This is a genomic window from Paenibacillus salivarius (assembly GCF_051307165.1).
In the GTDB taxonomy this organism is placed as follows: domain Bacteria; phylum Bacillota; class Bacilli; order Paenibacillales; family Paenibacillaceae; genus Fontibacillus.
In genome coordinates this window covers 318,310-340,856 of record NZ_CP195592.1, presented here as the reverse complement: position 1 = coordinate 340,856, position 22,547 = coordinate 318,310, and the positions used below count along the sequence as shown (strand labels likewise).

General features: G+C 53.0%; 15 protein-coding genes. 2 read left to right on the top strand and 13 right to left on the bottom strand.

Annotated elements, in window-relative coordinates:
* Positions 1–7: 7 nt before the first annotated feature.
* The 6 genes from ACSFXJ_RS01615 to ACSFXJ_RS01590 form a co-directional block, all read right to left on the bottom strand.
* Complete coding sequence (locus ACSFXJ_RS01615; RefSeq protein WP_435923481.1) at positions 8–226, bottom strand: hypothetical protein; 219 nt, start codon at positions 224–226, stop codon at positions 8–10.
* 123 nt (positions 227–349) lie between these two features.
* Positions 350–895 carry a hypothetical protein gene (locus tag ACSFXJ_RS01610; protein ID WP_435923480.1) on the bottom strand — a complete coding sequence of 182 codons (546 nt, stop codon included), beginning with the start codon at positions 893–895 and terminating at the stop codon, positions 350–352.
* The gene (locus ACSFXJ_RS01605; RefSeq protein ID WP_435923479.1) at positions 892–2,154 is read right to left on the bottom strand and encodes a hypothetical protein; all 1,263 of its coding nucleotides are present in this window, start codon (positions 2,152–2,154) and stop codon (positions 892–894) included. Before ACSFXJ_RS01605 ends, ACSFXJ_RS01610 begins: the two co-directional genes overlap by 4 nt.
* 166 nt (positions 2,155–2,320) lie before the next feature.
* Positions 2,321–3,439, bottom strand: coding sequence for a response regulator (locus ACSFXJ_RS01600; protein WP_435923478.1), 1,119 nt, complete (start codon positions 3,437–3,439; stop codon positions 2,321–2,323).
* A 6-nt stretch (positions 3,440–3,445) separates the two neighbouring features.
* Positions 3,446–6,574: a hybrid sensor histidine kinase/response regulator gene (locus ACSFXJ_RS01595; protein ID WP_435923477.1), complete on the bottom strand. Its 3,129-nt coding sequence runs from the start codon at positions 6,572–6,574 to the stop codon at positions 3,446–3,448.
* A 200-nt stretch (positions 6,575–6,774) separates the two neighbouring features.
* Positions 6,775–9,900, bottom strand: coding sequence for an S-layer homology domain-containing protein (locus ACSFXJ_RS01590; RefSeq protein WP_435923476.1), 3,126 nt, complete (start codon positions 9,898–9,900; stop codon positions 6,775–6,777).
* Positions 9,901–10,111: 211 nt separating this feature from the next.
* Between ACSFXJ_RS01590 and ACSFXJ_RS01585 the strand changes: the two genes are divergently transcribed.
* On the top strand, positions 10,112–10,339 hold the full coding sequence (locus tag ACSFXJ_RS01585; protein ID WP_435923474.1) for a ribbon-helix-helix domain-containing protein: 228 nt from the start codon (positions 10,112–10,114) through the stop codon (positions 10,337–10,339).
* A gap of 32 nt (positions 10,340–10,371) precedes the next feature.
* On the top strand, positions 10,372–11,184 hold the full coding sequence (locus ACSFXJ_RS01580) for an alpha/beta fold hydrolase (protein WP_435923473.1): 813 nt from the start codon (positions 10,372–10,374) through the stop codon (positions 11,182–11,184).
* 48 nt (positions 11,185–11,232) lie between these two features.
* Here the strand turns inward: ACSFXJ_RS01580 and ACSFXJ_RS01575 are convergent, their stop codons facing one another.
* The 7 genes from ACSFXJ_RS01575 to ACSFXJ_RS01545 form a co-directional block, all read right to left on the bottom strand.
* On the bottom strand, positions 11,233–14,613 hold the full coding sequence (locus tag ACSFXJ_RS01575) for a GH36-type glycosyl hydrolase domain-containing protein (protein ID WP_435923472.1): 3,381 nt from the start codon (positions 14,611–14,613) through the stop codon (positions 11,233–11,235).
* A gap of 50 nt (positions 14,614–14,663) precedes the next feature.
* Positions 14,664–16,829, bottom strand: a complete 2,166-nt coding sequence (locus ACSFXJ_RS01570; protein WP_435923471.1) for a glycoside hydrolase family 3 N-terminal domain-containing protein — start codon at positions 16,827–16,829, stop codon at positions 14,664–14,666.
* A gap of 282 nt (positions 16,830–17,111) precedes the next feature.
* Positions 17,112–17,879, bottom strand: a complete 768-nt coding sequence (locus tag ACSFXJ_RS01565; protein WP_435923470.1) for an alpha/beta hydrolase — start codon at positions 17,877–17,879, stop codon at positions 17,112–17,114.
* Positions 17,880–17,920: 41 nt separating this feature from the next.
* Positions 17,921–18,928, bottom strand: coding sequence for a LacI family DNA-binding transcriptional regulator (locus ACSFXJ_RS01560; protein ID WP_435923469.1), 1,008 nt, complete (start codon positions 18,926–18,928; stop codon positions 17,921–17,923).
* A gap of 43 nt (positions 18,929–18,971) precedes the next feature.
* Positions 18,972–19,790, bottom strand: coding sequence for a carbohydrate ABC transporter permease (locus ACSFXJ_RS01555; RefSeq protein ID WP_435923468.1), 819 nt, complete (start codon positions 19,788–19,790; stop codon positions 18,972–18,974).
* Between the two features lie 20 nt (positions 19,791–19,810).
* On the bottom strand, positions 19,811–20,710 hold the full coding sequence (locus ACSFXJ_RS01550) for a carbohydrate ABC transporter permease (protein WP_435923467.1): 900 nt from the start codon (positions 20,708–20,710) through the stop codon (positions 19,811–19,813).
* Between the two features lie 119 nt (positions 20,711–20,829).
* Positions 20,830–22,071: a sugar ABC transporter substrate-binding protein gene (locus tag ACSFXJ_RS01545; protein ID WP_435923466.1), complete on the bottom strand. Its 1,242-nt coding sequence runs from the start codon at positions 22,069–22,071 to the stop codon at positions 20,830–20,832.
* Positions 22,072–22,547 lie beyond the last annotated feature (476 nt).

Sequence of the window (22,547 nt, the reverse complement as noted above, 5' to 3'; positions counted from 1 at the left end):
TTAAAATCTAAGATTCCTCAGGAAGGCTCTCCACTGCCGTAAAAAAGACGTCCAGAAGCTCCGTATCAAAATTTTCCTTCACGTAATCGGAAATTTTGTCCAACTCTTCCCGGCTGTTATATTCCAGGCACGGACGCCCTTCGCTCCAGAGTACTCTGCATTGGAACAACTCCCGCACACGCTCAATCATATAATCCTGATCCACCGATTCACGAATGGCTCCCATGTTCTCTTCCCCTACCTATCTCACCAAATAATCATAAACCTAATATTCACTATCTTTATTATTCAAAATTTAGATTTTTATTTTCAGTGATTATCGTCACAATGCCTTACCGCGATTCGACATTCAGGAGCCTTCAGCCGGGGGATGATAAGTGAACTTGTATTGATACCCTTTGGCATACCCCTCCGAATAGAATTTGTCGACCTTCTTTCTTTCGCCCGGCTTCAGGACGACCTTCTCGTAGGTCTCCTCATGCAGCAGCTTGCCTTGTTCGTCATAAATCGCCATCTTCAACATACCGTTGAACGAAAAAGATTCGGAATAATTACCGGCGTAAATATACGTGGCGTAGTCATCGTCATCCCGGAAAGGTACGGCGACGGCGGCGAGTTTATCGATATCGCTCAGTTCCCGTCCCGCTTCCAGCCGAATGGCGTAATGGCGGTCCAGCTCGGCGTTCATCCGCTCCTTTACCGATATATGGTCGTGAGTAATTATGGCGATCGGAATCGTTGCGACGATATACAAAACCAGCGTGGCTCCCAGCCCGCTTTTTAAAATCGTCTTCCGGTCGTACCCGCCGAGCCAGAGTGCAATCCAGGCAATCACGATCATGCCGAGCGCGATAAGATGCCATTTCGATATGAACATTTCCGGATACAGCTTCATGCGCGCTCCCCCTTCCCTTCACTGCCGGCTGCCTTCGCCGACGGTTTTATGCGCCGAAGGTGGTAAGCGGCCGGCCATCGGCGCCGGATCCAGACCGCCGCTCCGTAGGGCAGCCAGACCAGCGCGGGCTGCAGGATCGCCGCCCCTGCGGCGGCCGAGGTTACCTCATAGGCTATGTCGCCTCGCGACTCCAGAGAGGCGCCGAATATAAACCATCCCAAGCAGGCGACCAGCACGAACAGGATCGGAGCCCACACGGTCAAACGGCGCATCCGGTAAAAAAAGGCCAGAGCCGCCACGAACAAGACAACGAAACACAAGACCGTGCCGATTCCCGGAATCATGCCCGTTTCTTCAAGCAGAACGATCGGATATAGCGAAGCGATGAGCAGCACAACTACGACGTAGGACGGGTAACGGAGCCAACGGGCGCCGGAACCGCCGGGAACGGGCTCCATGCCGATCGGAACCGCCCTTTTCCCGAAGCCGCCGGCTTCCGTATCCTCCATCCCCGCCGGAGAATCCTCCTTAGGCGTTCTGCTTTGCGCTTCATGCATAAAACGCCCAAAGTCGAGCCGAAAATTACCGTCATACGCAAAGGGAACAGTCAACTCGCCGTTGTCCAACACCGAAAGCCAATCGGCTTCGGGCCGGGGCAGCAGCAGCTCTTCGGTAGCTCTGATCGGGATGCCGCGCTGCTGCAGCGTACCGAGCCAGCGATCGACCGCATTGTCTCCATAGAAGGGAACCGCCAATACGCTGCGGCCCCCCTCTCCGTGATATACAATGTATAGAACGGGAAGCAATTCATAGGCGGGTACCCGTTCGGTCCATTCCGTTTTTTTGTAATGGTAGGACTGCTGAGCGACATACAGGGACGCGCAAACCGACTCCGCCCGCTCCAGCGGAAAGCGATCCTCCCTACGGTTTAGCCTTTCGGCATCGTAGGCTGCATACTCGATCCTATCCTCATAGATCCGGTATAAATTAAGACGCCGGTTTTTTCTGATTAATTTCGCAAGATACCGGAAAGTAAACCGCACGAGCAGGGCGGCAAGCACTCCCCCGGCAACGAGCAGGGCGTACCCCCACCAAGCCTGATCATTCATGATCAGCAAAACCGGCCCGACCACTAAGGCAACGGCCAGCACAATCAGAAATGCCATCACTTCGAACGTGAGAATCCAGTAAAAGGGCTCCATCTTCCGATCCTTCCGTTCATGGATAAGCAACGAGCCGTTCAAATGCATGTTCAGCAAACCGCAAACCCTCCCCCTGATGTGAATAAATGAAAATAGTTTAAATTTATACGTTCCACGATAACAGAAGGTTTCGCCGGTCGCACCAAAAACAAACAACCCCCGACTCATCCAAGTCGAAGGTTGCGGCAAGCCTTCATTTACGGTACGAATGGATAACACGAAACTAAAACATATCTTCCGCCATTTTAGTCAAAACATCGGGAGGGGCGGCCCCCAGTTCTTCCATAAAGCTCTTTTTCATTTTTTCATAATGAGCTAAGAATGCGGTTCTATCTTGTAAAATTTGATATGTTCTTAATAAGAGCTCATGCGCCTCTTCATGAAAAGGTTCGTGACGGATCAAGGAAAGAAGGACTTTGACCGCCTGCGGATATCGCTGTTGTTCGAAGTACCGTTTGGCCAGCTTTCCGGAGAGTCCGGAAAAATACCGGGACATCCGCTCCCGCTCCGCTTCGCACCAATCGTAGTCCCGATTCGCGAAAAGCGGTCCTTTATAAAGCTCAATCGTCTTAGCCAAAGCTTCGGGATCCCCGTTCTCCGCGTTCGTCATATCGGCAACCGCTTGCTCAAACAGCAAGTAATCGCAAGTCTCGTCGCACTCCATACGATAGAATCCCCTCTGAGAAGAAATACGAACGCCTATACCGTTCTCCCGCAGTGTTTTTTTCATCCGGTGCATGGTCACGTGCAATTTATGCTCCACTTTATCCGCGGAAGGCACTTCCGGCCAAAGCCGGTCGCACAGCGTCCATTTGGATACCGTCGTGTTCCGGTTCACCAGCAAATAAGCGAACAGTTCCTCCGCCTTGACGGTAGGAAACCGAACGGGCTTTGCCTGATCCTCCTTGTAGATTTCAAAACCGCCAAAACAAACAATTCGGGGACCGGCTTTCGGAGCCGCCGTTGCAGTGACCGCTTTGCCTTTCCTTTTTTGCACTCTGTCCAAAGTGCGGTACAACAGCTCCGGCTCTACCGGCTTCAAGAGGTAGTCTACCGCGCTCACCCGGAATGCTTCCAAAGCGTATTGACGATAAGCGGTAACGAATACGAGCTCGATATCTTCCCGGATCTTTAGCATGCGGGCGGCCAGCTCCAAGCCGTTCATCTCCGGCATTTCAATATCCACAAAGGCAAGATCGGGCCGAAGCCTGTCTACATCCTGAAGCATTTCCGAAGGGTCGGTATAGGCGCCGACGATCTGTACATCCTTGCGGGTCCCGATAAATTGGCTCAGCACGTTTAACGAAGGCCTCTCGTCATCCAGCAGCACGACCTTCAGCATGGCGCATCACACGTCATCCGATGGAGTTGAATTTCCGCTTCTTGAAGTTTTGAATCGAAATTGCACACGGGTCCATTCCCCTTCCTCACTTGTCATGTCCAGGCCCTGCCCGAAGAAGACCTGAAGTCTCCGTTGGATGTTCTTTAGACCCACCCCGCTCTTTTCGGGATGCCGATCATCGGCCCCCAATAATGCCGCTATTTTTTCCGGAGCGATTCCCAGTCCGTTGTCCCACACTTCCACATGGACAAAATCCGGTTCCGGGAGAACCGCTTGCTCCCGCTCTACCGCCCCCGCTTTGATGCTGAGCCGTACCTGGCCGCCGTGCTTTCTTCTCATCAGGCCGTGCCGAATCGCGTTTTCGACCAAAGGCTGAATCGTGAGCGGCAAAATGCGGCAATCCAGCAGGGAGTCGTCAATGTCATAATACACATTCAACCGGTCTTCGAATCTGGCCTTTTCGATTTCCACATAGGATTCCACAAGCTTGATCTCTTCGCGGATCCGAACGAACTGATCCGTGCTGGAAATATCGAAGCTTCGCCTTAAATAATGACTGAGGTGGTTAATCAGCCGGGCAGCTCTCGCGCCGTCCGTATAGCATATAGAGAGGATGGCGTTCAAAGCATTGAATAAGAAATGCGGTTTAATCTGCGACTGCAGGAAAGCCATTTCCGAATCCAGCGCCTCCCGAACCGACGTTTTGAGCTTCAGCAGCGTTTTTACTCTGGCCGTAACCTCCATGGCGTTAAAGGGCTTAACGATAAAGTCATTGGCTCCCGCCGCGAAACCCGCCGCCAAATCCTGAGGCGCATTTCGTACCGTGAGCATAATGACAGGCATATCGAATAAAGTGTATTTTTCGCGAATCTCCCGGCATACCTCATAACCCGATAACTGGGGCATCATGACATCCAGCAGAACCAAATCGATCTTCGCATTTTCCTTTAACTGACAAAGCGCTTCCCTGCCATTGGTGGCGGTATGCAGGACAAATTCTTTCTCCGAAAAAATATTTCTCAAAACCTGCAGATTGGCAGGCTCATCATCTACGGCGAGCAAGGTGAACATGCCCGGATGGGTATCTACTGCAGCCGCTGTCTCCAGTTTCGCACCTTTCCGCTCGACCCCGTCGAGAGAACGAGCCGGCTTCGCGGGGGGAGGCGACTCTTCGGATACGGGAAGCACAAAGGCGATTCGTGTCCCTGCTCCCGGTTCCGAAGCTTCTATAAAAATGTCCCCCTTCATCATATGGACAAGCTGCCGGGAGATGCTCAAGCCCAAACCGACGCCGCCATATCCCTGCGATTTTTCCTCTTCGGCTTGCATGAAAGGTTGAAAAACGGCCGTCCAGTCGGAATGCTCTATCCCGATGCCGGTATCCTTCACGACCACCTTGATTTGATCGTCGCCGATGCGTTCGGCCGTGATTTCCACATAACCTCGCTCGGTAAATTTGATCGCATTCCCGATCAGATTGAGAAGCACCTGCCTGAGTCGATTCTCGTCCGCATGGACGGGAGGAAGGTTGCCCGGAATCCGGTTGAGAATCCGGATGTCCTTATCCGTAGAAAGGTGCCCCATTACCTCCAGTACGATCGACACCGTGACCCTGACATCAACCGCAGTCGGATGCAAGGCCAGGTCGTTTCTTCGAATCCTCTCCATGTCCAGAATGTCCCCGACGAGGGTGGACAATCTTTTGGCGGATTCCTGAATGACGGTCAGGTTTAACCGGTGATGATCACTTCCCGCAGCAGTCCTGCCGTCGATCATCGATTGGGAAATATTGATGATGCCGTTCAAAGGGGTTTGAAACTCATGGGACGTCTTGACCAAAAATTCATCCTTCAGGCGATCCGATTCCAAAAGCTTGACGGACATGACTTCTATCGTCTTATAAGCATCGGAAAACCGGAAAGACAGCATTAATGAAACGAGAATCGCGAATACCATCATACTGACGATGCCCAAATAATTGTTGGGCAACTTCGCTAATATATATAAGGAGTTATCAATAAGACTGATGAGCAGTGCATAAAAGGCGAGGATCAGAATAAGGATGCTCTGCCGGCTAAAATTTCCGTAACGGTCTTCCCTTGAAGTGGACAGCATCCAGATGATACCAAGATACACGACGACCTGAAGGGTACTGAATATGAAGGTAACGTGCGAATAAAGGTAGAAAGGAAAAATCAGACCGATCAACACGAACGAACCGAACACCATAAAAACAGCCCTGAAAAACCAGGCCGGTACAATATCCGGACATATGGTCCGAAGGAATAAAGTAATGACGATGATCGAGCCGTAGATCGCGACCAGCTGTAATTTGTGCGAAAACTCGAAAGGCAGCATATACAACACTTGGGTAAACAATCTTTCGCTTAAACAGGCGAAGGCAAAACCGGCCACGATGCAATATGCGCCGAAATAAAGCAGGCTCTTGTCTTGTCTACGCTTCAAAAATACCCCTATATGATAGAGCCCGACCATCCCGAGCGCTACAATGACCACGATATCCATTCCCGTAATTCTTCGATCCAGGCGGCTGATCGCATCCATGCTGCCAAATTCAATGTTGTTTGTGATTCCCCCTTGGATAAAATCGAAGTTGGCCGCTTGAAGCAAAACTTCCGCCGTGCCCCCTTCGATCGGGAAATAGAACGTATACGGCTTATTTTCCGGCGTGTAGCCGCTTTTGGTCACCGCGGGCCGTCCGCTGCGTCCCCTTTCGACGCCGTCCACATAAACGGCGCTGGCCATTTGTGCATTGGAAATCCGCATACCGTAAATCATGTCGGAAGGCTTCACCTTGATGAGCAGCCGGTACGTCGCTCCGCCATTGACCGGAAAACCGCTCCTGTTCCACTGGCCGGGAACATCCATATAACCCGTCAGCTTCCCGTGCGGAGGGGATGACAGAAGCTGATTCCAGTAAAACTGCCACGACCCCTGCAGTTTAACAGGCCCGTCATTCGTAAAGTCCCATCCGGTTAGATCGATGACGCCTTGTTGGACCTTGGGACTGTCCGCGTTGCGGACCAAATAAGCTTGTCCGGCGTAATACAGGGCGAGGAATACAGTAATTACGACACCCAGCAGTACAATGTATAATCGGCGTTTTTTAAACAACGGCCTGTTCCCCTGCTTTCTTGAAACCGTAACTTGAATTCATAATTTTATTGTTAAAAATTCGACAAAGCTTGACATGGCTCATTATATCACGGTCCGTATTTGCAAGGTATATGAAACATATGAAAAGAAGGCTTTTCGGCTATTTTCATATAAAAAACCCGCTCCGGTAGGAGCGGGTTAGGTAAGGTAAATCTAAATTATTTTTTCCAGTTTTCGATTCCCGTTTCGAGTTGCTCGAATGCATGCGGGGTCGAAGCTTCCATAATGTCGGTATAGCTGTCATGACTTTCAGGAACATCGGTCCATTTCGGTTCAACCTTGATCGTCCATGGGTTGCGGTCCAGCAGCTCGTTAAAGATCCGGACGACCTCCACCCGGGTGATCGGTTGATTCGGGTTAAATGTTTTCTCCGCGAAATCGGACAGCACACCTTGCTTCTCGGCAGCCGCAATGGCCTTTTCCGCCCAATGTCCGGCTACGTCGGTGTATGTGCTCTCCCCGGCGGCATCCCATTTATACAAATTCATGAGAATCTGCGCAAATTCCGCACGGGTGATTTGATTTTGCGGGTTGAACATCTTGTTGCCGGTGCCGACCATCCATTTGTTGCTGCTCGCGGTCGCGATCGCATTCGCAGCCCAGGATTTTGCATTTACATCCGCAAACGCGACTTTGTTGGAGCTTCCCGCAGATGTATACAAGCGGGACAAGATCGCAGCGACCTCCGCTCTCGTAATTCCCCGGTCCGCTTTGAAAGTGCCGTCAGGATAACCGACCATGTACGCGCCATGATCGCCCGATGCCTTCACCTTCGGCTGTGCGGAGAAGCTGAATTTCACGATCGTGTCTCCGACATGAATGATGCCGTCTTTAATATAGCTGTCCGATCCGAATTCTTCTTCACGCGGATCCTTGCGGCTGTCGAAAAGGATGTACCCGTCTTTCTCGCCCAGGAAATAATAGTCCCCTTCTGGGAATACCATCCATCCGTATTGTCCGCTCTCCGAGCTTACTTGCGGGTTATGGTTCTTGTTCGGCGAAAAGTCCGGCAGCTCAGGCAAAGGCACTAATGTTCCGGGCGTTCTGCCTTTGGAGCGGTTCAGCTCCGTATCCGCCCAATACAATTGCATATTTACTCCCGCGACCGGTTGGCCGGTTACTTCATCGAGAATCGTGCCGTACGGATCGACCAGATCGACCGACAGGTTCGCATTCCCTTGACTGTCGACGACGAGCTTGCCTGCGGGGCCCGCCAGTTTCTCGCCGTTAGGCGCGATTACGTTCAGCGCCAGCTGATATTCGCCCGGCGCCACTTTCGGGATCGTGAAGGTTCCGTCCCCGTTCATGACGATATTCGGAAGATTCAGCGTTTGACCGTTTGCCGATTTGATCTTTCCGGACACCTTCAGGTTTTCGCCGACAAGCTTCGTAATTTTCTCCTCTACGACCTTGCCTCCATGCTCCTGGTCGGAAACCGTGACCTTCGTTTTCGTGGTAGGTTGCTCCGCAGCAGGTGCCGACGGTGTAGGTGTCGGAGTACTTGGTGCAGGAACGCTAGGAACGGTAGGAACGGTAGGCGCGCTCGGCGTTGCCGATGCCACATTGGATGGGCCCGCATATCGGCCGCCCTCAACCAGCAGTTGGAAATAATACTTCGTGCCGTTCGTCAATCCGGTAACGGTAGCGCTTGTGGATGCTGCGCTCAATGTTTCCGAAACGGTGGACGGCGTAAAGTTCATATTATCGGTGGATTGCATAACCGTAATCTTCGTCGCCCCTTTAAGGGCCGGGAAGCTCAATACGGCCTGTTTGTTGCCTCCTACTGCCGACAATGTCGCCAAAGGAGCCGGATCCGCGGCAAGCACATAGACGGTAAATGTTTTTTCACTGGTAAGCCCGCCTTGGGTAATGGTTGCCTTCAGGGTCACGTAAGTACCCGATTGGTCGATGACCGGTCTCGTCACGGTTCCGTCGGCCGCGATGACCGATGGCTGATCGGAGGACCAGACTGTGGTTACTTTATCGTCTTGAATCAGCGTGATGTCGTTTCTCACCGCATTTTTCGAATCGCCAGGGGAGTACTCAATGTTGGTATTGATCTCCGCCGCCTCAATATCCTCGATCGACGATTTATATTCCGTAATGATTTTCTCGGCTATGCGTTCGGCAATTTTGTCGATGACCTCATCGAGGGGATCGCCGGAATTGATATGAAGGCCGCCCTTCTTAAGCTCGTTAATGAACGTTTCCTCGATGTCCTTATAAGTCACGTCCGTGACCCCGACATATTGGACGTCGCTGTCGTCGAGCTTTTCCTTTAACCCGGGGTTCGTCAAAATATCGGTCGGGTCCTCATCGTCGATGTTCACCAGATAACGCAAAGGCGCATGCGGTTCCCAAAGAACGTCTTCGGCCGCCTCGTCCAATTTCTTTTTGGAAGTCGAGAACAGCTTCATATTATCATAGGCAAAAATCGAAATGATCTGGCATCCATGACCGACATGGCTGACGATCGGACCGAATTCGTTGCCGTATGCGTCGGGAAGACGTAAATCTTGAATGATGTGTTCGCCGTTATCCCACATATTTAATTCCGCATCGGTGGCGACAATTTTAATGCTGTGCTGCGTGGATGATCCCTTCGGGTAACTACCGACGAGGGTTACGCCCGCCATGGAACCCAAGGGGTTCATCGACTCGTTGTGCAGCGCGTTAACGTCCATCCCGCCGATTTTGTAGACGTTGACATATCCTTGAACATACAAAATCGCATATCCGCTCAATTTATCGTCCTGATCGATGGCTGTATTGAATAAGAAGCCTCCGCCATCCATGCTGTGGTAATCCACTTTCGATTCATCCATATCGAAGGTGATGATCTTTTTGCCAGAAGGGCTTCCTTCCGTCAGCATGAAGTCCTTGTAACCCGGCTGGGTATAACCATAGAACGTTAAGGTCTTACCGCCATTGGAAACTTGCACGTGATTGTAATCGGCCGTTTCCACCTCGGGGGCGGTGACGTACGGCCCGTTGCCTATATACCAGCTGTCGTAACCGGAATGTACATAATTATAAGTCGTATCCGTCACCGAAGCCGGATCGGCGCTCGCATCCATGATCGATACGTATTTAGGATTGATGCCCGCGGCCTGGAGCTTGTTTTTAACCGCTTCGGTCAACCTGCTTTCGTATTCGCTGGAGTCGCTAAGACTCGTTCCGACATTATAATATACCTCTGCAACCGGCGACAGCGCGTGCACCATCGGCGTGTTTGCAGCCAGTAACATAAATGCCGCCGCCATTGAAATGAGCTTTTTCTTCATTTGACTCTCCCATCCTGTAAGTTAATAACAACTCCATCACCACAATGAAGCAGATTATGAATTGTTGGTACCTAACAAAATACCAGAGCTCTCTCTCAAAACTCTCTCAAACACAGGCTCTTATTTCGAAAAAAGGGCCGATTTTTGATTAAGGTAGCAAAAATTGACGGCAAATCACCCCTATGAAATGATAGGGATGGGTGGTGACAAGATGGAATTGATGAATAACAAGGACGCGAACCGTCCGGCCGCCCCCAGAGGCGGGAATCGAAAAGGAGCGGGACGCAAGCCGATCGGCACAACCCGGAAAATATCGTTGACTTTGCCGCAGACGTGTTGGGATGAAATCGACCAGCTTTGCCGCAGAGGGGATTATTCCGTATCCGAAGTGCTGAGATCCATTATTGAAGATCATCTGCAGCATGCAGATCTTTTATAGCTCAATTCTTGTTCCGGAGGTGGTTGAGGTCGATGCTTCAAGATTATTTAAACGTGAAAGACGGGCGGATTTTTTATGCGGTGTCGGGAAAAGGACATCCGGTTGTTTTGTTGCACGGAAATTTTAACGATCATCGGATCTGGAGCGGTCAGGCGGACTTTTTTTCCGAGCACTATCAACTCGTACGCTATGATCTGAGGGGCTACGGGCAATCGAGCACTCCGAACTCCCCTTTCTCGAATGTCGACGATTTAAAACGGCTCGTCGAATCCTTACACCTGCAAAAGTTGACTCTCGTCGGTTCTTCTTCGGGAGGCGGCGTTGCCGTGGATTTTGCGCTAACATACCCGCATTTGGTCCAGGCGCTCGTTCTTGTCTGCCCGTCCGTTAACGGCCACCCTTACCCGCTAAAGCTGGCCTGGCAAGGAATGAAGAATTTCATCAACGTACGTCTGAAAGGACGGGAAAAAGCCATCGAATCATTCATAGCAAATCCGTTCTGGGACTACTTTTTTCCTTCTTCGGCCAAAAAGGAAGCTCGCGAAACGGTCATTCGACAAGTCAGGGACCCCCGCAACTTCTGCCGGTTCTCCCCCAACCTTTCTTCTGCCGTAAAGCCTTACGCCATCCATCGGATAGGGGAGATTCAAGTGCCGACCTTGATCATCATTACTGAACAAGACCATCCCCACAACATCAAGACCGCCGAACTTTTACATAAAAACCTAAAGCGATCCTCCATCATTCGCATGCAGAACTGCGGGCACCTCCCATTCGTTGAAGAACCGGAGACATTTAACCGGACCGTTCATGACTTTCTGAGGAATAACCGCGAGTGTGACTGACAAAAAAAGAGAGGCTTCCGCCTCTCCTTCGCGCCATCCGAACAATGGCTACATTTCAATCTCCACAACGGCCTTGCCGTTCTGCCGGAGTCTATCGAATTCCGCCTTCGAAATGCGCAAGCCCCCCGTCCGGTACGGGTTAGCGATCCGCTCGGCTTCCACCGCTTGCCCGTTGATTTTGACGGAATGAACGACGCTCCCCTTTACCCGATAAATAAAAGTGACGGGACCATGAAAGTCAAATTCGAAATGGGTGCCGTCCAGCTCGTTCGGCAGTACGGGATCGATCAGCAAATCCCCGCCCTCGATCCGGATGCCGAGCACGCCCGAAATCAACTGGTTCATGTAAATCCCGGGACCGCTGGAGTAAATCCGCCAGCCGCCCTTGACGGGAGCCGAACCGTCCCGCAGTTCCTCAAAACGCTGCTGGGCTTCGTACCGCGTATTGAATTTGCCGTCGGAGCTGCTGAAATACGTATTGCTTTGGCGCAGCTCCGCATTGGGCACCACATCCCGGATGCCGATCGGATTAATGACGGCCAAATGATGCCAGATTTGCTCCCGCCGCCCGATCTTCGCCATCGCTTCGATGTAGCGGATATGCGCATGCACGTATTGCAGCCCGATTTCGCGACCGAAGTTCGCGGCTTGCTCCGCGCGTTTGAAATGCACGCTGACCCCGCCGACATATTGCGCCGGCCGGTTCATCAGCCGCACGCCGTCGGGGAACAACAGTTTGTCCCGGATCAGCCTTTGATGGCTTTCCGCCTGCTCCGGCGTGAGCAATTCGCTGATCATGCTTTGAATCATCGGCAGCAGGCGGTATTGAATGCCGGTCTCCCGGTCTTCCGGATGCAGCATCGGCTTCGCGTCGTTCGGGTCCTCGAAATAAAGGAAGCCCGGAATGACGTCCGTTCCCAGCATGTATCGGCTAAAGTCACGTTTAATTCCTTCGGCCGTTTCCCGGAGATCGGCAGACCAGGCGGCATCCGCCTGCTCCAGTACCCGCGACAGCACATCTATGGCTTGATACGTCAAGGCGACCGTCCAGCTGCTGACCATGAACCGCTTCAGTTGGGCGTTGGCCGGCTGCAGCGTATCGTCCCAGTCCCCGTCCCCGTAAGAAGAAAGGTAAGTGTCGTGCAGGAAATGCTCCCGAATGTAACTCAGTTCTTTAAGCACGTGCTCGCGAACCGATGCCGTCTCCGGCGTAAAGTCGAAGCCGTGCTTGCTCGTATAGGGAACCTGTTCGTCGAGAATCGCAAAGTCGCGGGTCGCCGTCAAATAATCGCCAAGCACTTTCAGCGGCCAGGCAATAATGTCCCCATGACTCTCCTCCTGCTGGATTCGCGTATACCGGTCGAACATGAACCATTGCGGCCAGCTGCCGTCCTCGGCGTATTGATGGGCGTAGACCGTCAGCAAAATGTCCCGCACTTGCCCGTATTTATGGGTAGCCGAGAAATATTCCACCGGCCCCTGGCAGACATCCCGCGTCCCCCAGGCCGCGCCGCCGTATTGCTCCAAGCCGTGCGGTACCGAATAGTGAACGAGCATGTTGTGGGTATACCACCAGGCCAGCGCGTTCACCTTAAAGAAATCGCCTTCGTTCCCGCCATCCTTAGTCAGCTTAAATCCGCTCATGACCTCGGCGTAAAAAGCTCTATATCGCTCGATCTCGTCAACGGCGGAGCGGGGCTTAAGCGGCAGATCGCCGCCGTTCAACAGCCCTTGGTGCGTCAGCGTCCACGCCGCGCTGGCATCCAGCTCCATCGCCACCAGGGAGGCACAGCCCGGAACGGCTCCTTCGGCCAAAGCCGACTCGTCGCGCAAACGGTAAGCCGCCCCGTCCAGGACCATCCGGTAAGCAAGCCGCGGATACGCCTGCGCGCTGATGCAGGAGGCGTCGGCACGGAACGTCAGAGCCCCGCTCTCTCCCTCCTGTTCCATGACAAACGGAATTTCGTATTCGGCCACATTCATCGTAATCTGATTCGTCACCAGAAAGCGGTACGGAATGCCCTTTTCGGATCGTACTCGTAAAATGACCTCCGGCGTTTCGACCGTCGTATAGTTCGTGATGATCAGCGTGTCGGCGGGTAATTTATAATACCAGCGAACGTAGTTGAACCCGATCTCGAACAAAGAAGGCAGCGTAAGGAGACGATATTTCCCCTCCAGCTCCACGTAGATCCGCTGTCCGGAGGTTTTCGGCACATTCAGGGCGTTTCGCGCATTGGACATCATCTTGTTGAAATTCGTGTTGCCCACGACGAGCTGCGAGTTAAAGATGCCGTACATATAAGAGGTCGTCGTGATGACCTCGGCGCCGAACCGCACATTGTCTCCGCTCATTAAAATATGCCCGTGAGGACGTTCGACCAGCAGCTCCTTTTCTTTCAGGACGATATGTTCATACCGATCCGTGAAAAAAGACAGCAGCCTGCCGCCGGCAAATTCCTCCTGCTGACGCCGCGGGAACCGGCGGTCCAGCTCCTCCCGGCTTACCGGCAAGGATTGCACCGGTGCTCCGAACCGCGGCGAAGGGGTTACCGTACGGTTCCAGGTCCCCTTGCCCCCCTGCTCCAAACCGGCCGAAGCATGCTCCGCCTCTTCCCATGCCTCGCGGACAACGTCAGCGTATTCCAGTTCCGTAACCGCGCCGGGATGATCGCCTCGGAACAAACCGTAGAAGACGAAGCGGGCCTTGCCGTTTAGCTCCGTTTTGCCGGATTGCAGCGCCGTATATGCGAATTCGTATTGGTAAATCTCGTTTGCCAGCTTTTCCTTGGACAACGCTTCGGGTTCGTTGCTCTCCTTATAAGACAAGCCGAAAAACTGGAACCCGTCCGTGGAATAACCTTCGGCCTTCGTCAGCGAACCTTGCTGCAAATAAGGGAACTTCCCGCCTTGCGGCTGGTTTTGCCGGGAACAAACGACGAAGCCTTTGTCCGGGTCCGTAAACACGGCGTGGTCGATATAATGCGACAAGTAAGCTTCGTTGCTCCGGACGGCGCCCGGATCGGCAAGCCCGACGTCCTGCCCGTAAACGACATCGACGTTCACGCCGCTCCCTTCCAACTGCACGTCCCAGAACCATACGTTTTGATCCGTCAGCGTGAACTGGACCCGGTAGCGGACCGGTTCCTTCTCTTCGCGTGCGGCTATATCGCCTTCCCACACCAGCCGGTCGCCGGCCTGACGGAAACGGCTCCCCGACCGGATGCCCAGGAGCGGATAAGCCCGAATCCCTTCTTCCGTGTGCAACCGGGCGTATAGATTGCCGAGCGAACCGTCAAGCGGATTGCTTAGGAGCTGGTTGATCATCGCGGTACCGCCGGTTGCCTCGTACAGGTCTCCATTATGATGAAAAACGAATTCGAGTTCGCCTTTTTGAATCGACAGTCTGGATTCTGCTGCTTTTGCCATGCTCTTCACTCCCTTATGTCTCTTTCAAACCTGCTGCCTCCCTCGGGAACTCATGGCTCCAGACGGAAAACCGCCTGCAGCGTATCGCGGCTGTTCCCTCCGACATGCAGCTCGAATTTCCCCGGGTCGCTGGTAAAAGTCAAATCGCTATGATGGTACCGCAGCTGCCCTTCGGTGATCTCGAACGCAACCTCCGCGCTTTCGCCCGGTGCCAGCGCCACTTGGCGGAAATCCTTCAGTTCCTTCACCGGGCGCACGACCTCGCCGGAAATATCGCGGATATAGAGCTGAACGGTTTCCGTTCCCGCCATGCTTCCGTCGTTGACGACCCGGACCTTGGCTTTCAAGGTTTGACCCGCCTTTAGCGAATCCGATGACAATTCAAGTCCCTCATAGGAAAAACTCGTATAGCTTAAGCCATAGCCGAAAGGAAATAACGGCGCATTCGGACTATCCAAATACTGCGATACGTACTTCTCCTTCGTGTCTTCCGAGGGCTTCGGCCGCCCCGTATTGAATTGGTTATAATAAACCGGAATCTGCCCGACCGCGGTTGGAAAAGACATGGTCAGCCGTCCCGAAGGATTGGCGACCCCGTATAACAAATCGGCGATGGCCGCCCCGCCCGCGCTGCCCGGGAACCAGGCTTCGAGCACCGCATCGGCCTCCTCAAGGATGCCGTGCAGGTCCAGCGGGCGGCCGTTGAACAGCACGGCGGCCATCGGCTTGCCGAGCTTCTTCATGCTCTGCACCAGCCGGAGCTGCGCTTCCGGTAGCTTGATATTGGTGCGGCTCGCCGCCTCCCCGCTCATCTCCGACGCTTCGCCGAGCGCCATCACGATGACGTCGGCATTTCCGGCGGCTTTGACGGCCTCCTCCAACTGCTGGTCGGTGATTTCATCGATGCCGCAGCCTTCGGTCATCACGATGCCGGAACCGCCGAAGGCCTGCATCGCGGAGCCCAGCCTTACGGCCGTCTCCCGGGATCCGGTCCACGACCAGTTGCCGAGGATATCGCCGCTTTGCGCGAACGGGCCGATCAGCGCGATCCGCTGCTCCCGCTTCAGCGGCAGCACGCCTTCATTTTTCAGCAAGACGCAGGACTTCACCGCCAGCTCTTTTGCGGCGTCAAGATGCTCCTTGCAATACACGATTTCGCGTTCCGCTTCCGGATTCGCCCCGCGCAGCGGGTTCTCGAACAGGCCGAGTTTTTCTTTGAGCCGCAAAATACGCAGCACCGCTTCGTCGATCAGCGACTCGTCCACCACTCCCTCGGCCACCAGCCCGGCCAGCCGATGGACATAAGCGGAGGTCATCATCTCGATGTCCACGCCCGCGCGGATCGCCCGCAGAGCCGCTTCGCGGTCATCCTCGGCGACGCCGTGCGCAATCAATTCCCCGACGGCGCCCCAATCGGAAATGACGACGCCGTCAAATCCCCACTCGTCGCGTAACAGTTCCCGCATCAGCTTGCGGTTGCCGGTGGCGGGGATGCCTTCAACCGTGTTGAACGAGGTCATCACCATTTCCGCGCCTTCGTCGACGGCGGCTTTGTAAGCCGGCAAATAATACTCGCGAAGCTGTCGCTCCGAAAGATCGACCGTATTGTATTCCCGCCCGCCTTCCGCCAGCCCGTAGGCCGCGAAGTGCTTCACGCAGGAAGCGACGCGTCCGGTATCGTTCCTTAAATCCCGGCCCTGAAAACCGCGAACCATCGCCCGCGCGAACAAGGCGTTGAGGTACGGATCCTCTCCCGTGGACTCCATGACCCTGCCCCAGCGGGGATCGCGCACCAAATCCGCCATCGGCGCAAAAGTGACATGAAGCCCGGATACGGCGGCTTCTTTCGCCGCGATCTGCGCGCTGCGCTCGGCCAGCTCCAAATCCCAGGAACAGCCCATGGCCAGCGGGATCGGAAAGATCGTCTTGAACCCGTGCACGATATCCGCCATAAACAAGAGCGGAATGCCATGCTTGTTGTTTGCCATATGCGCCTGCTGCACGGAGATGACCTTCTCCGCACCGGCTATGCCAAGCACGGAGCCGGCATTCTTCACCGTCTCCGCCGTAATGCCGAGCGATTCCATCGGCCCGGTGATCAGTCCTTCATCTCCGGCTTCATCATAAAAGGGCGCCGCCAGTTGTTGCAGCTGGGCGATTTTTTCGTCGAGCGTCATGTTCTGCAATATATCTTCCAGTCGTCGTTGCTCTGACATATGGTTTCACCCTCTCCTATTGGTAGAACTATTTTTAATGGTTGGCGGGGCAAGTCCGTAAAATGAAATCCAGTCGCAAAGGCGAACACTGCCGTTTCTTCGGAATCATTTTACTCCCATGCCTGCATCTTATTTTTCAGATCTCCATATATTCGAATCGTTTTTATAAATAAATCCTTTTATTTTATTGAACTATTTCATAGTTGTATACGAAAAAATAATAACGTTTCGAACCTTGCTCGCACTGCTGCCCGTACCATCCCGTGCAACAGCCCCGGTTCATTACCGGTTCTTATCCAGCGGCAGCCAATCAAACACGGTTCTGATCATGCGGTCCCAATATCCCCATTCATGGCTTCCGGGCCCTTCTTCATAAGTAACCTCCAGTCCGACTTCCCCGGCATGCTTCAGGAAATTCCGGTTGCCCTCGTACAAGAAATCCTCCGTTCCGCAGCACTGATACAACATCGGCTGATTTCCGGCCGCGGCGACTTTGCCGGCCAGCGCCAGCAAATCGTCATCGCTTCCCTTCAGCTCCGCCACGCTGCCGAACATGCGCACTTCCTCATGATTCCGGAATACAGTCGGCTCGCTCAAACGGTGAACAATGTCCAGGCTTCCCGACAGGCTCGCCGCGGCCGCGAAGCGTTCCGGCTGACGAAGCGCCAGTTTGAACGCCCCGTAACCGCCCATCGATAAACCCGCGATAAACGTGTCCTCCCGGCGGTCCGAGACAGGAAACAGGGACTTCACGATGGCGGGAAGCTCTTCCGATAAATACGTGTAGTATGCCGCCCCCTGTTTCATATCCATATAGTAGCTGCGGTCCGCACGCGGCAGAACGAGCGCAATGCCCTTTTCCTCCGCGTAACGCTCCACCGAGGATAACCTCGTCCACTCCGTATGGTCCCCGCCCAATCCGTGAAGCAAGTAAAGGACAGGCAGCTTGCCGTCCCGGCTGGAACGGAGCGCCGCCATCGGAATCACCGCATGGATATCCGTCGACATCTCGAGGGTTTCCGCAAACAAGGAAGTCCGTATAAAAGCCAAACCGATCACAACCCTTTCGTTCGCCTTGATGTGGATATAAATCAGACTTGGATTCCCGGGGCAACCATTTGAACCGACCGGCGTTCAATCAGTTCGACCTTTAATTTATAGGAATCGTTGACTTGTTCATCGTTCAGCAATTGAAACAGCAGATGGCCCGCCAGCGAGCCGGAATCGTACATCGGCTGGCGAATCGTCGTCAGCGGCGGCTGCACGTACTCGGCCAATTGAATATCGTCGAATCCGATGACGGAGATATCGCCCGGCACGGAAAAACCGTCCTCCTCCATCGCCTTGATGCCACCGATCGCCATTTCATCGTTGCCATAGAAGACCGCCGAAGGAATCTCGCCCTGCATCAGCATCATTTTCGTCGCCTTATAGCCGCCGTCCCGCACGAAATTACCGCTCAGCCGCCATTTGGCCTTCTCCTCCAGACCCGCTTCGTGCATCGCCCGCAAATAACCTTGGTAACGCACGCTGTTGTCATAGGAATTAGCCGGCCCGCTAATATAAGCGATGGAGCGATGCCCTTTGTCGATCAGATACCGGGTCGCTTTATACCCGCCGAGCTCGCCGTCCACGACGACGCTGATCAGGCCTTCGCCGGTCGTAAGACGGTCCATGGCGATGATCGGAAAGCTTGCGCTGGCCGCGTTCAGCAGGATTTCATCGGTGATGTTTTGCGCCAGCACGATGGCGCCGTCGACTCTTTTTTCGCGCAAATATTTGACCGCCGTGGACTCCCTGCCTCCCATCGAGCTGCAGGCCACCAAGTCATAACCGTTGGAAAGCGCGACATCCTGCACGCTGCGGATCAGCTCCGAATAATAAGGCCCGGACAGATCCGTCAAGATGAGCGCGATCGTATTCGTACGGCTCCGTTTTAAATCCATGGCGAAACCGTTCTTATGATAATTGAGCTGTCTGGCCGCCTCCAGCACCTTTTCCCTCGTTTTTGCGCTGACCTTGCTGTCTCCGCTAAGTGCGTACGATGCCGTGGAAAGCGCCACGCCGGCCAATTTCGCCACATCCTTAATCGTAGCCATTCTCTATGTCATCCTTTCTGACCGAACAAAAAATTCTATTTACTTATTTCATCCCCGAGATCGTATATCCTTCAATAATATGCTTTTGGAAGAAAGAAAAAACGATAATGATCGGAACAACCATAAATGCGGCGCCGGCCATTTGCAGGCCGAATTTCGAGGCGTATTGTCCTTTCAACAGGGACAGTCCGACCGACAAGGTGTACAAGCTTTCGTCGTTGGCGATGATTAACGGCCACAGGAAGCTGTTCCAGGCACCGATAAACGTCAAAATACCCTGGACGGCGAAGACCGGTTTCACGATCGGGATGATCAATTGAAAGAAAATCCGCATTTCTCCCGCGCCGTCAAGTCTCGCGGCTTCCATCAAATCCGTGGGAATCGTCGACATGAACTGGCGGAACAGGAAGATGCCGAACGCCCCGACCAAACCCGGCAGCACGATGCCTGCCATCGTATTCACAAGACCGAGCTTGTTAATGATCAGATACGTGGGAATCATGGTTACCTGACCGGGAATCATCATCGTGGCCAGGATGAGATAGAAGAATTTGTTTTTGCCCGGAAATTCAAACTTAGCAAAGGCATATCCGGCAAGCGCGTTTAAAAACAGCCCGACAAACGAACACAACACAATGACCAGCGTATTTTGGAGATACACGAGAAAGTCCATTTTTGCGAACAAATCCACATAGTTTTGGAATGTCGGATGGTTCGGAATGATCGTCGGCGGAACAATCGTAAATTCGCTTTCCGGTTTAAACGACGAGCCCAGCATCCAGATGAAAGGAATCATCATCAGCAGGCCGCCGATCACGAGCAGAAGCGTCATAACGCCCTTTTCCAGTCTTTTCAAAGCCATTTGCGTTCCCTCCTTTGCCCTTAATATTCGACTTCCTTCCGCTTGACGAGAAACTGCACGATCGTGGCAATGATGATGATAATGAACAGAACAAAGGAACCGGATGCCGCGTAGCCGAAGTCGCTCAGCTTAAAGCCGTTGTTGTAAATAAAGAGCGCCATGGACATCGTGCCGTTGAGCGGCCCGCCCTTCGTCATGACCAGCGGCTCCTCGAAGAACTGAATCCAGCCGATCAGCGTCGTAATCGTCACGAAGAAAGTGGCGAAGCTGAGCAAAGGAACGGTGATATAGCGGAGTTTCTTCCAACCGGTGGCGCCGTCGATCTCCGCCGCTTCGTAATAGGAGCGCGGAATGCCTTGCAGCGCCGCCAGAAAAATGATCATATTCAGGCCGATTGCCTTCCAAACCGCCATCATGATGAGGGAAAGCTTGGCCAGCACCGGATCCTGCAGCCACGCCTGAGCGGGTACTCCAAACCAGGAAAGGATATAGTTAAACAGCCCGTAGTTGCTGTTATAAAGGTAACCCCATACAACAGCCACGGCTACGATATTCGTAATGGACGGCAAATAATAGACGACCCGAAACGTCTTGAACAGCCAGCTCGTTCCGTAATTGAGCAGCAGCGCGGCTGCCATGGCAAAGAGAATGACCAGCGGAACGCCGATAACGACGTAAATGCCGGTGTTTACAACCGATTTTAAAAATACGGGGTCTTTAAACAATTCGAGATAATTCGTAAAGCCGACGCCGTGAATGTTGGAGTAGTCGGCAAGCCCTACCAGGTCCATATCGGTAAAGCTGATGACCAGCGCGATTATGATCGGCAGGATCGAAAATACCGAAAGCAACAGTATGGCTGGAGCAATGAACATATAAGGATATTTATATTTGTGCCAGCGGTTTGCATGCTGCTTCATTCATCCTCACCCCTTCAGGTTCTTCCTCCCCCTTCCAGGCGGAGCATCGGAAAGAGATAACCGGGACCCCCGCTTTGGCGGAGTCCCGGCGATATCTTCGCGGGCGGAAGAAAAAATGATTAGTTCCCTAAAATTCCTTTGGCTTCTTCATTCAATGCATCAAGCTCCGATTGGACATCCGCACCGCCAACCGTAATCCGTTCAAAAGCGGCGACCGAGGCTTGCGAAACTTCTTCCCATTCCTTGACCATCGGCGTCGGAATCGCACTTTCCAGCTGCTTACCGAAGGCGGCGATCATCGGATCGGAGAATTGCTCGTTATCCCAGGCCGTCTTCAGGGCAGGCAAGGAATTCGAGGTTTCGTAATATTTGAGCTGCGCTTCCTCGCTGCTCAAGTAGGCGATAAATTTCGCCGCTTCATCCGGGTTTTTGCTGTATTTGAAAATCGAAAGGTCGGAACCGCCCATCAACGATTTATTGTTTTTGTTGGCCGGCAATGTTTTGACCGTCCACTTGCCTTCGATTTCCGGGTTTTGGTCCTTCACGGCTTGGATCATCCAAGGACCGCTGATAAACATCGGAACCGTGCCTTCCTTAAAGCCCGTCACCGTATCGAGGTCCGTAGGCGGAACGAGGTTTTCCTTATAAAAACTGTTCAGGAAATTCATCGCTTCTACGTATTCCGGCTGGTTAAACTGCGGCTGGCGGTCGGCGGTAATGATATCGCTGCCCGCTTGCCAAGCGAACATGGACAGATAGTTCTGGTCCTTTGCGTCGATCGGCATCGCATAGTTCCCCGCGCCTCTCGCGGCCAGCTTCTGGGCGGCATCCTTCAACTCATCCCAAGTATTCGGCCCCTCGGGATATCCGGCCTCGGCAAGCAAATCGGTCCGATAGAACAACCCGCGCGTTTCCACATACCATGGGATGCCTACCGTCACGCCGTCATATTGCGTCGTTTGAATCGCCCCGTCGAAGAAGTTCTCCGTTTTGAGCTCCGGATATTTTTCAATGTAAGGAGCCATATCCATCAGAGCACCGGCCGAGGCAAACTCGGGAATCCAGGTCGTACCCATTTGGATGACGTCGGGACCGTTTTTGGAAGCGACGGCCGTCAGCAGCTTGTCATGCGCGGAATCCCAAGGAATCGCCTGAACGTCCACCTTGATGCCGGGATTCTTTTCTTCGTACATTTTCGCGATCGGCTCCACGCTTTCGGAGGTGCCCATAAACCAGACTTTTACCGTTTTGCTGCCGCCCGAAGCCGAATTGGAACCCGAGTTGTTTTTCGAGCCGCAGCCGGCCGCGATAACGGAAACAGCAAGCAGTGTAATCAAAGCAATGATCCAATTTTTCTTCACTTTTCTTCACCTCTTTTTTAGTATGCAATGCCAAGAATCGAAGAATACAGCCTTGTTATCGAAACGTTTCGATAAATTTCAAAAAAAATATCGAAACCATTCGAGCTGATTTTTCTCTAATCCGTGCAATAACCCCCTACAAAATGCTGAATTTTTGAAAAGTTACCGCTTACATTTCCGTTTGATAGAATTGGAAGCCAAAAAGCTTCCATAAGTAAATTAAACAAAAATCATTTGATTCGAAACGTTTCGTATTCACATTATAATCCCATCATTCTTGAAATTCAAGCGGTTAATTTGGTGTTTTTGAAATAATTCTTGCGGGCTCGTTCTTGTGAAATGCCGCACGGATGCTCCGCACTTATATGACTTAATACCCTCACGTGACGTGTTTGTAACAGGCTTTTTTACTACTATTCCATGGTGAAACAGGTCTACTGTCATCTTATCTCTTCCGTTTCCTAAACCATTCCGTT

What these genes read in the sequence shown, in the direction of transcription:
- ACSFXJ_RS01615 (WP_435923481.1), bottom strand. Translation starts at nt 226, where the DNA reads ATGGGAGCCATTCGTGAATCGGTGGATCAGGATTATATGATTGAGCGT.
- ACSFXJ_RS01610 (WP_435923480.1), bottom strand. Translation starts at nt 895, where the DNA reads ATGAAGCTGTATCCGGAAATGTTCATATCGAAATGGCATCTTATCGCG.
- ACSFXJ_RS01600 (WP_435923478.1), bottom strand. Translation starts at nt 3,439, where the DNA reads ATGCTGAAGGTCGTGCTGCTGGATGACGAGAGGCCTTCGTTAAACGTG.
- ACSFXJ_RS01590 (WP_435923476.1), bottom strand. Translation starts at nt 9,900, where the DNA reads ATGAAGAAAAAGCTCATTTCAATGGCGGCGGCATTTATGTTACTGGCT.
- ACSFXJ_RS01585 (WP_435923474.1), top strand. Translation starts at nt 10,112, where the DNA reads ATGGAATTGATGAATAACAAGGACGCGAACCGTCCGGCCGCCCCCAGA.
- ACSFXJ_RS01580 (WP_435923473.1), top strand. Translation starts at nt 10,372, where the DNA reads ATGCTTCAAGATTATTTAAACGTGAAAGACGGGCGGATTTTTTATGCG.
- ACSFXJ_RS01575 (WP_435923472.1), bottom strand. Translation starts at nt 14,613, where the DNA reads ATGGCAAAAGCAGCAGAATCCAGACTGTCGATTCAAAAAGGCGAACTC.
- ACSFXJ_RS01570 (WP_435923471.1), bottom strand. Translation starts at nt 16,829, where the DNA reads ATGTCAGAGCAACGACGACTGGAAGATATATTGCAGAACATGACGCTC.
- ACSFXJ_RS01560 (WP_435923469.1), bottom strand. Translation starts at nt 18,928, where the DNA reads ATGGCTACGATTAAGGATGTGGCGAAATTGGCCGGCGTGGCGCTTTCC.
- ACSFXJ_RS01555 (WP_435923468.1), bottom strand. Translation starts at nt 19,790, where the DNA reads ATGGCTTTGAAAAGACTGGAAAAGGGCGTTATGACGCTTCTGCTCGTG.
- ACSFXJ_RS01550 (WP_435923467.1), bottom strand. Translation starts at nt 20,710, where the DNA reads ATGAAGCAGCATGCAAACCGCTGGCACAAATATAAATATCCTTATATG.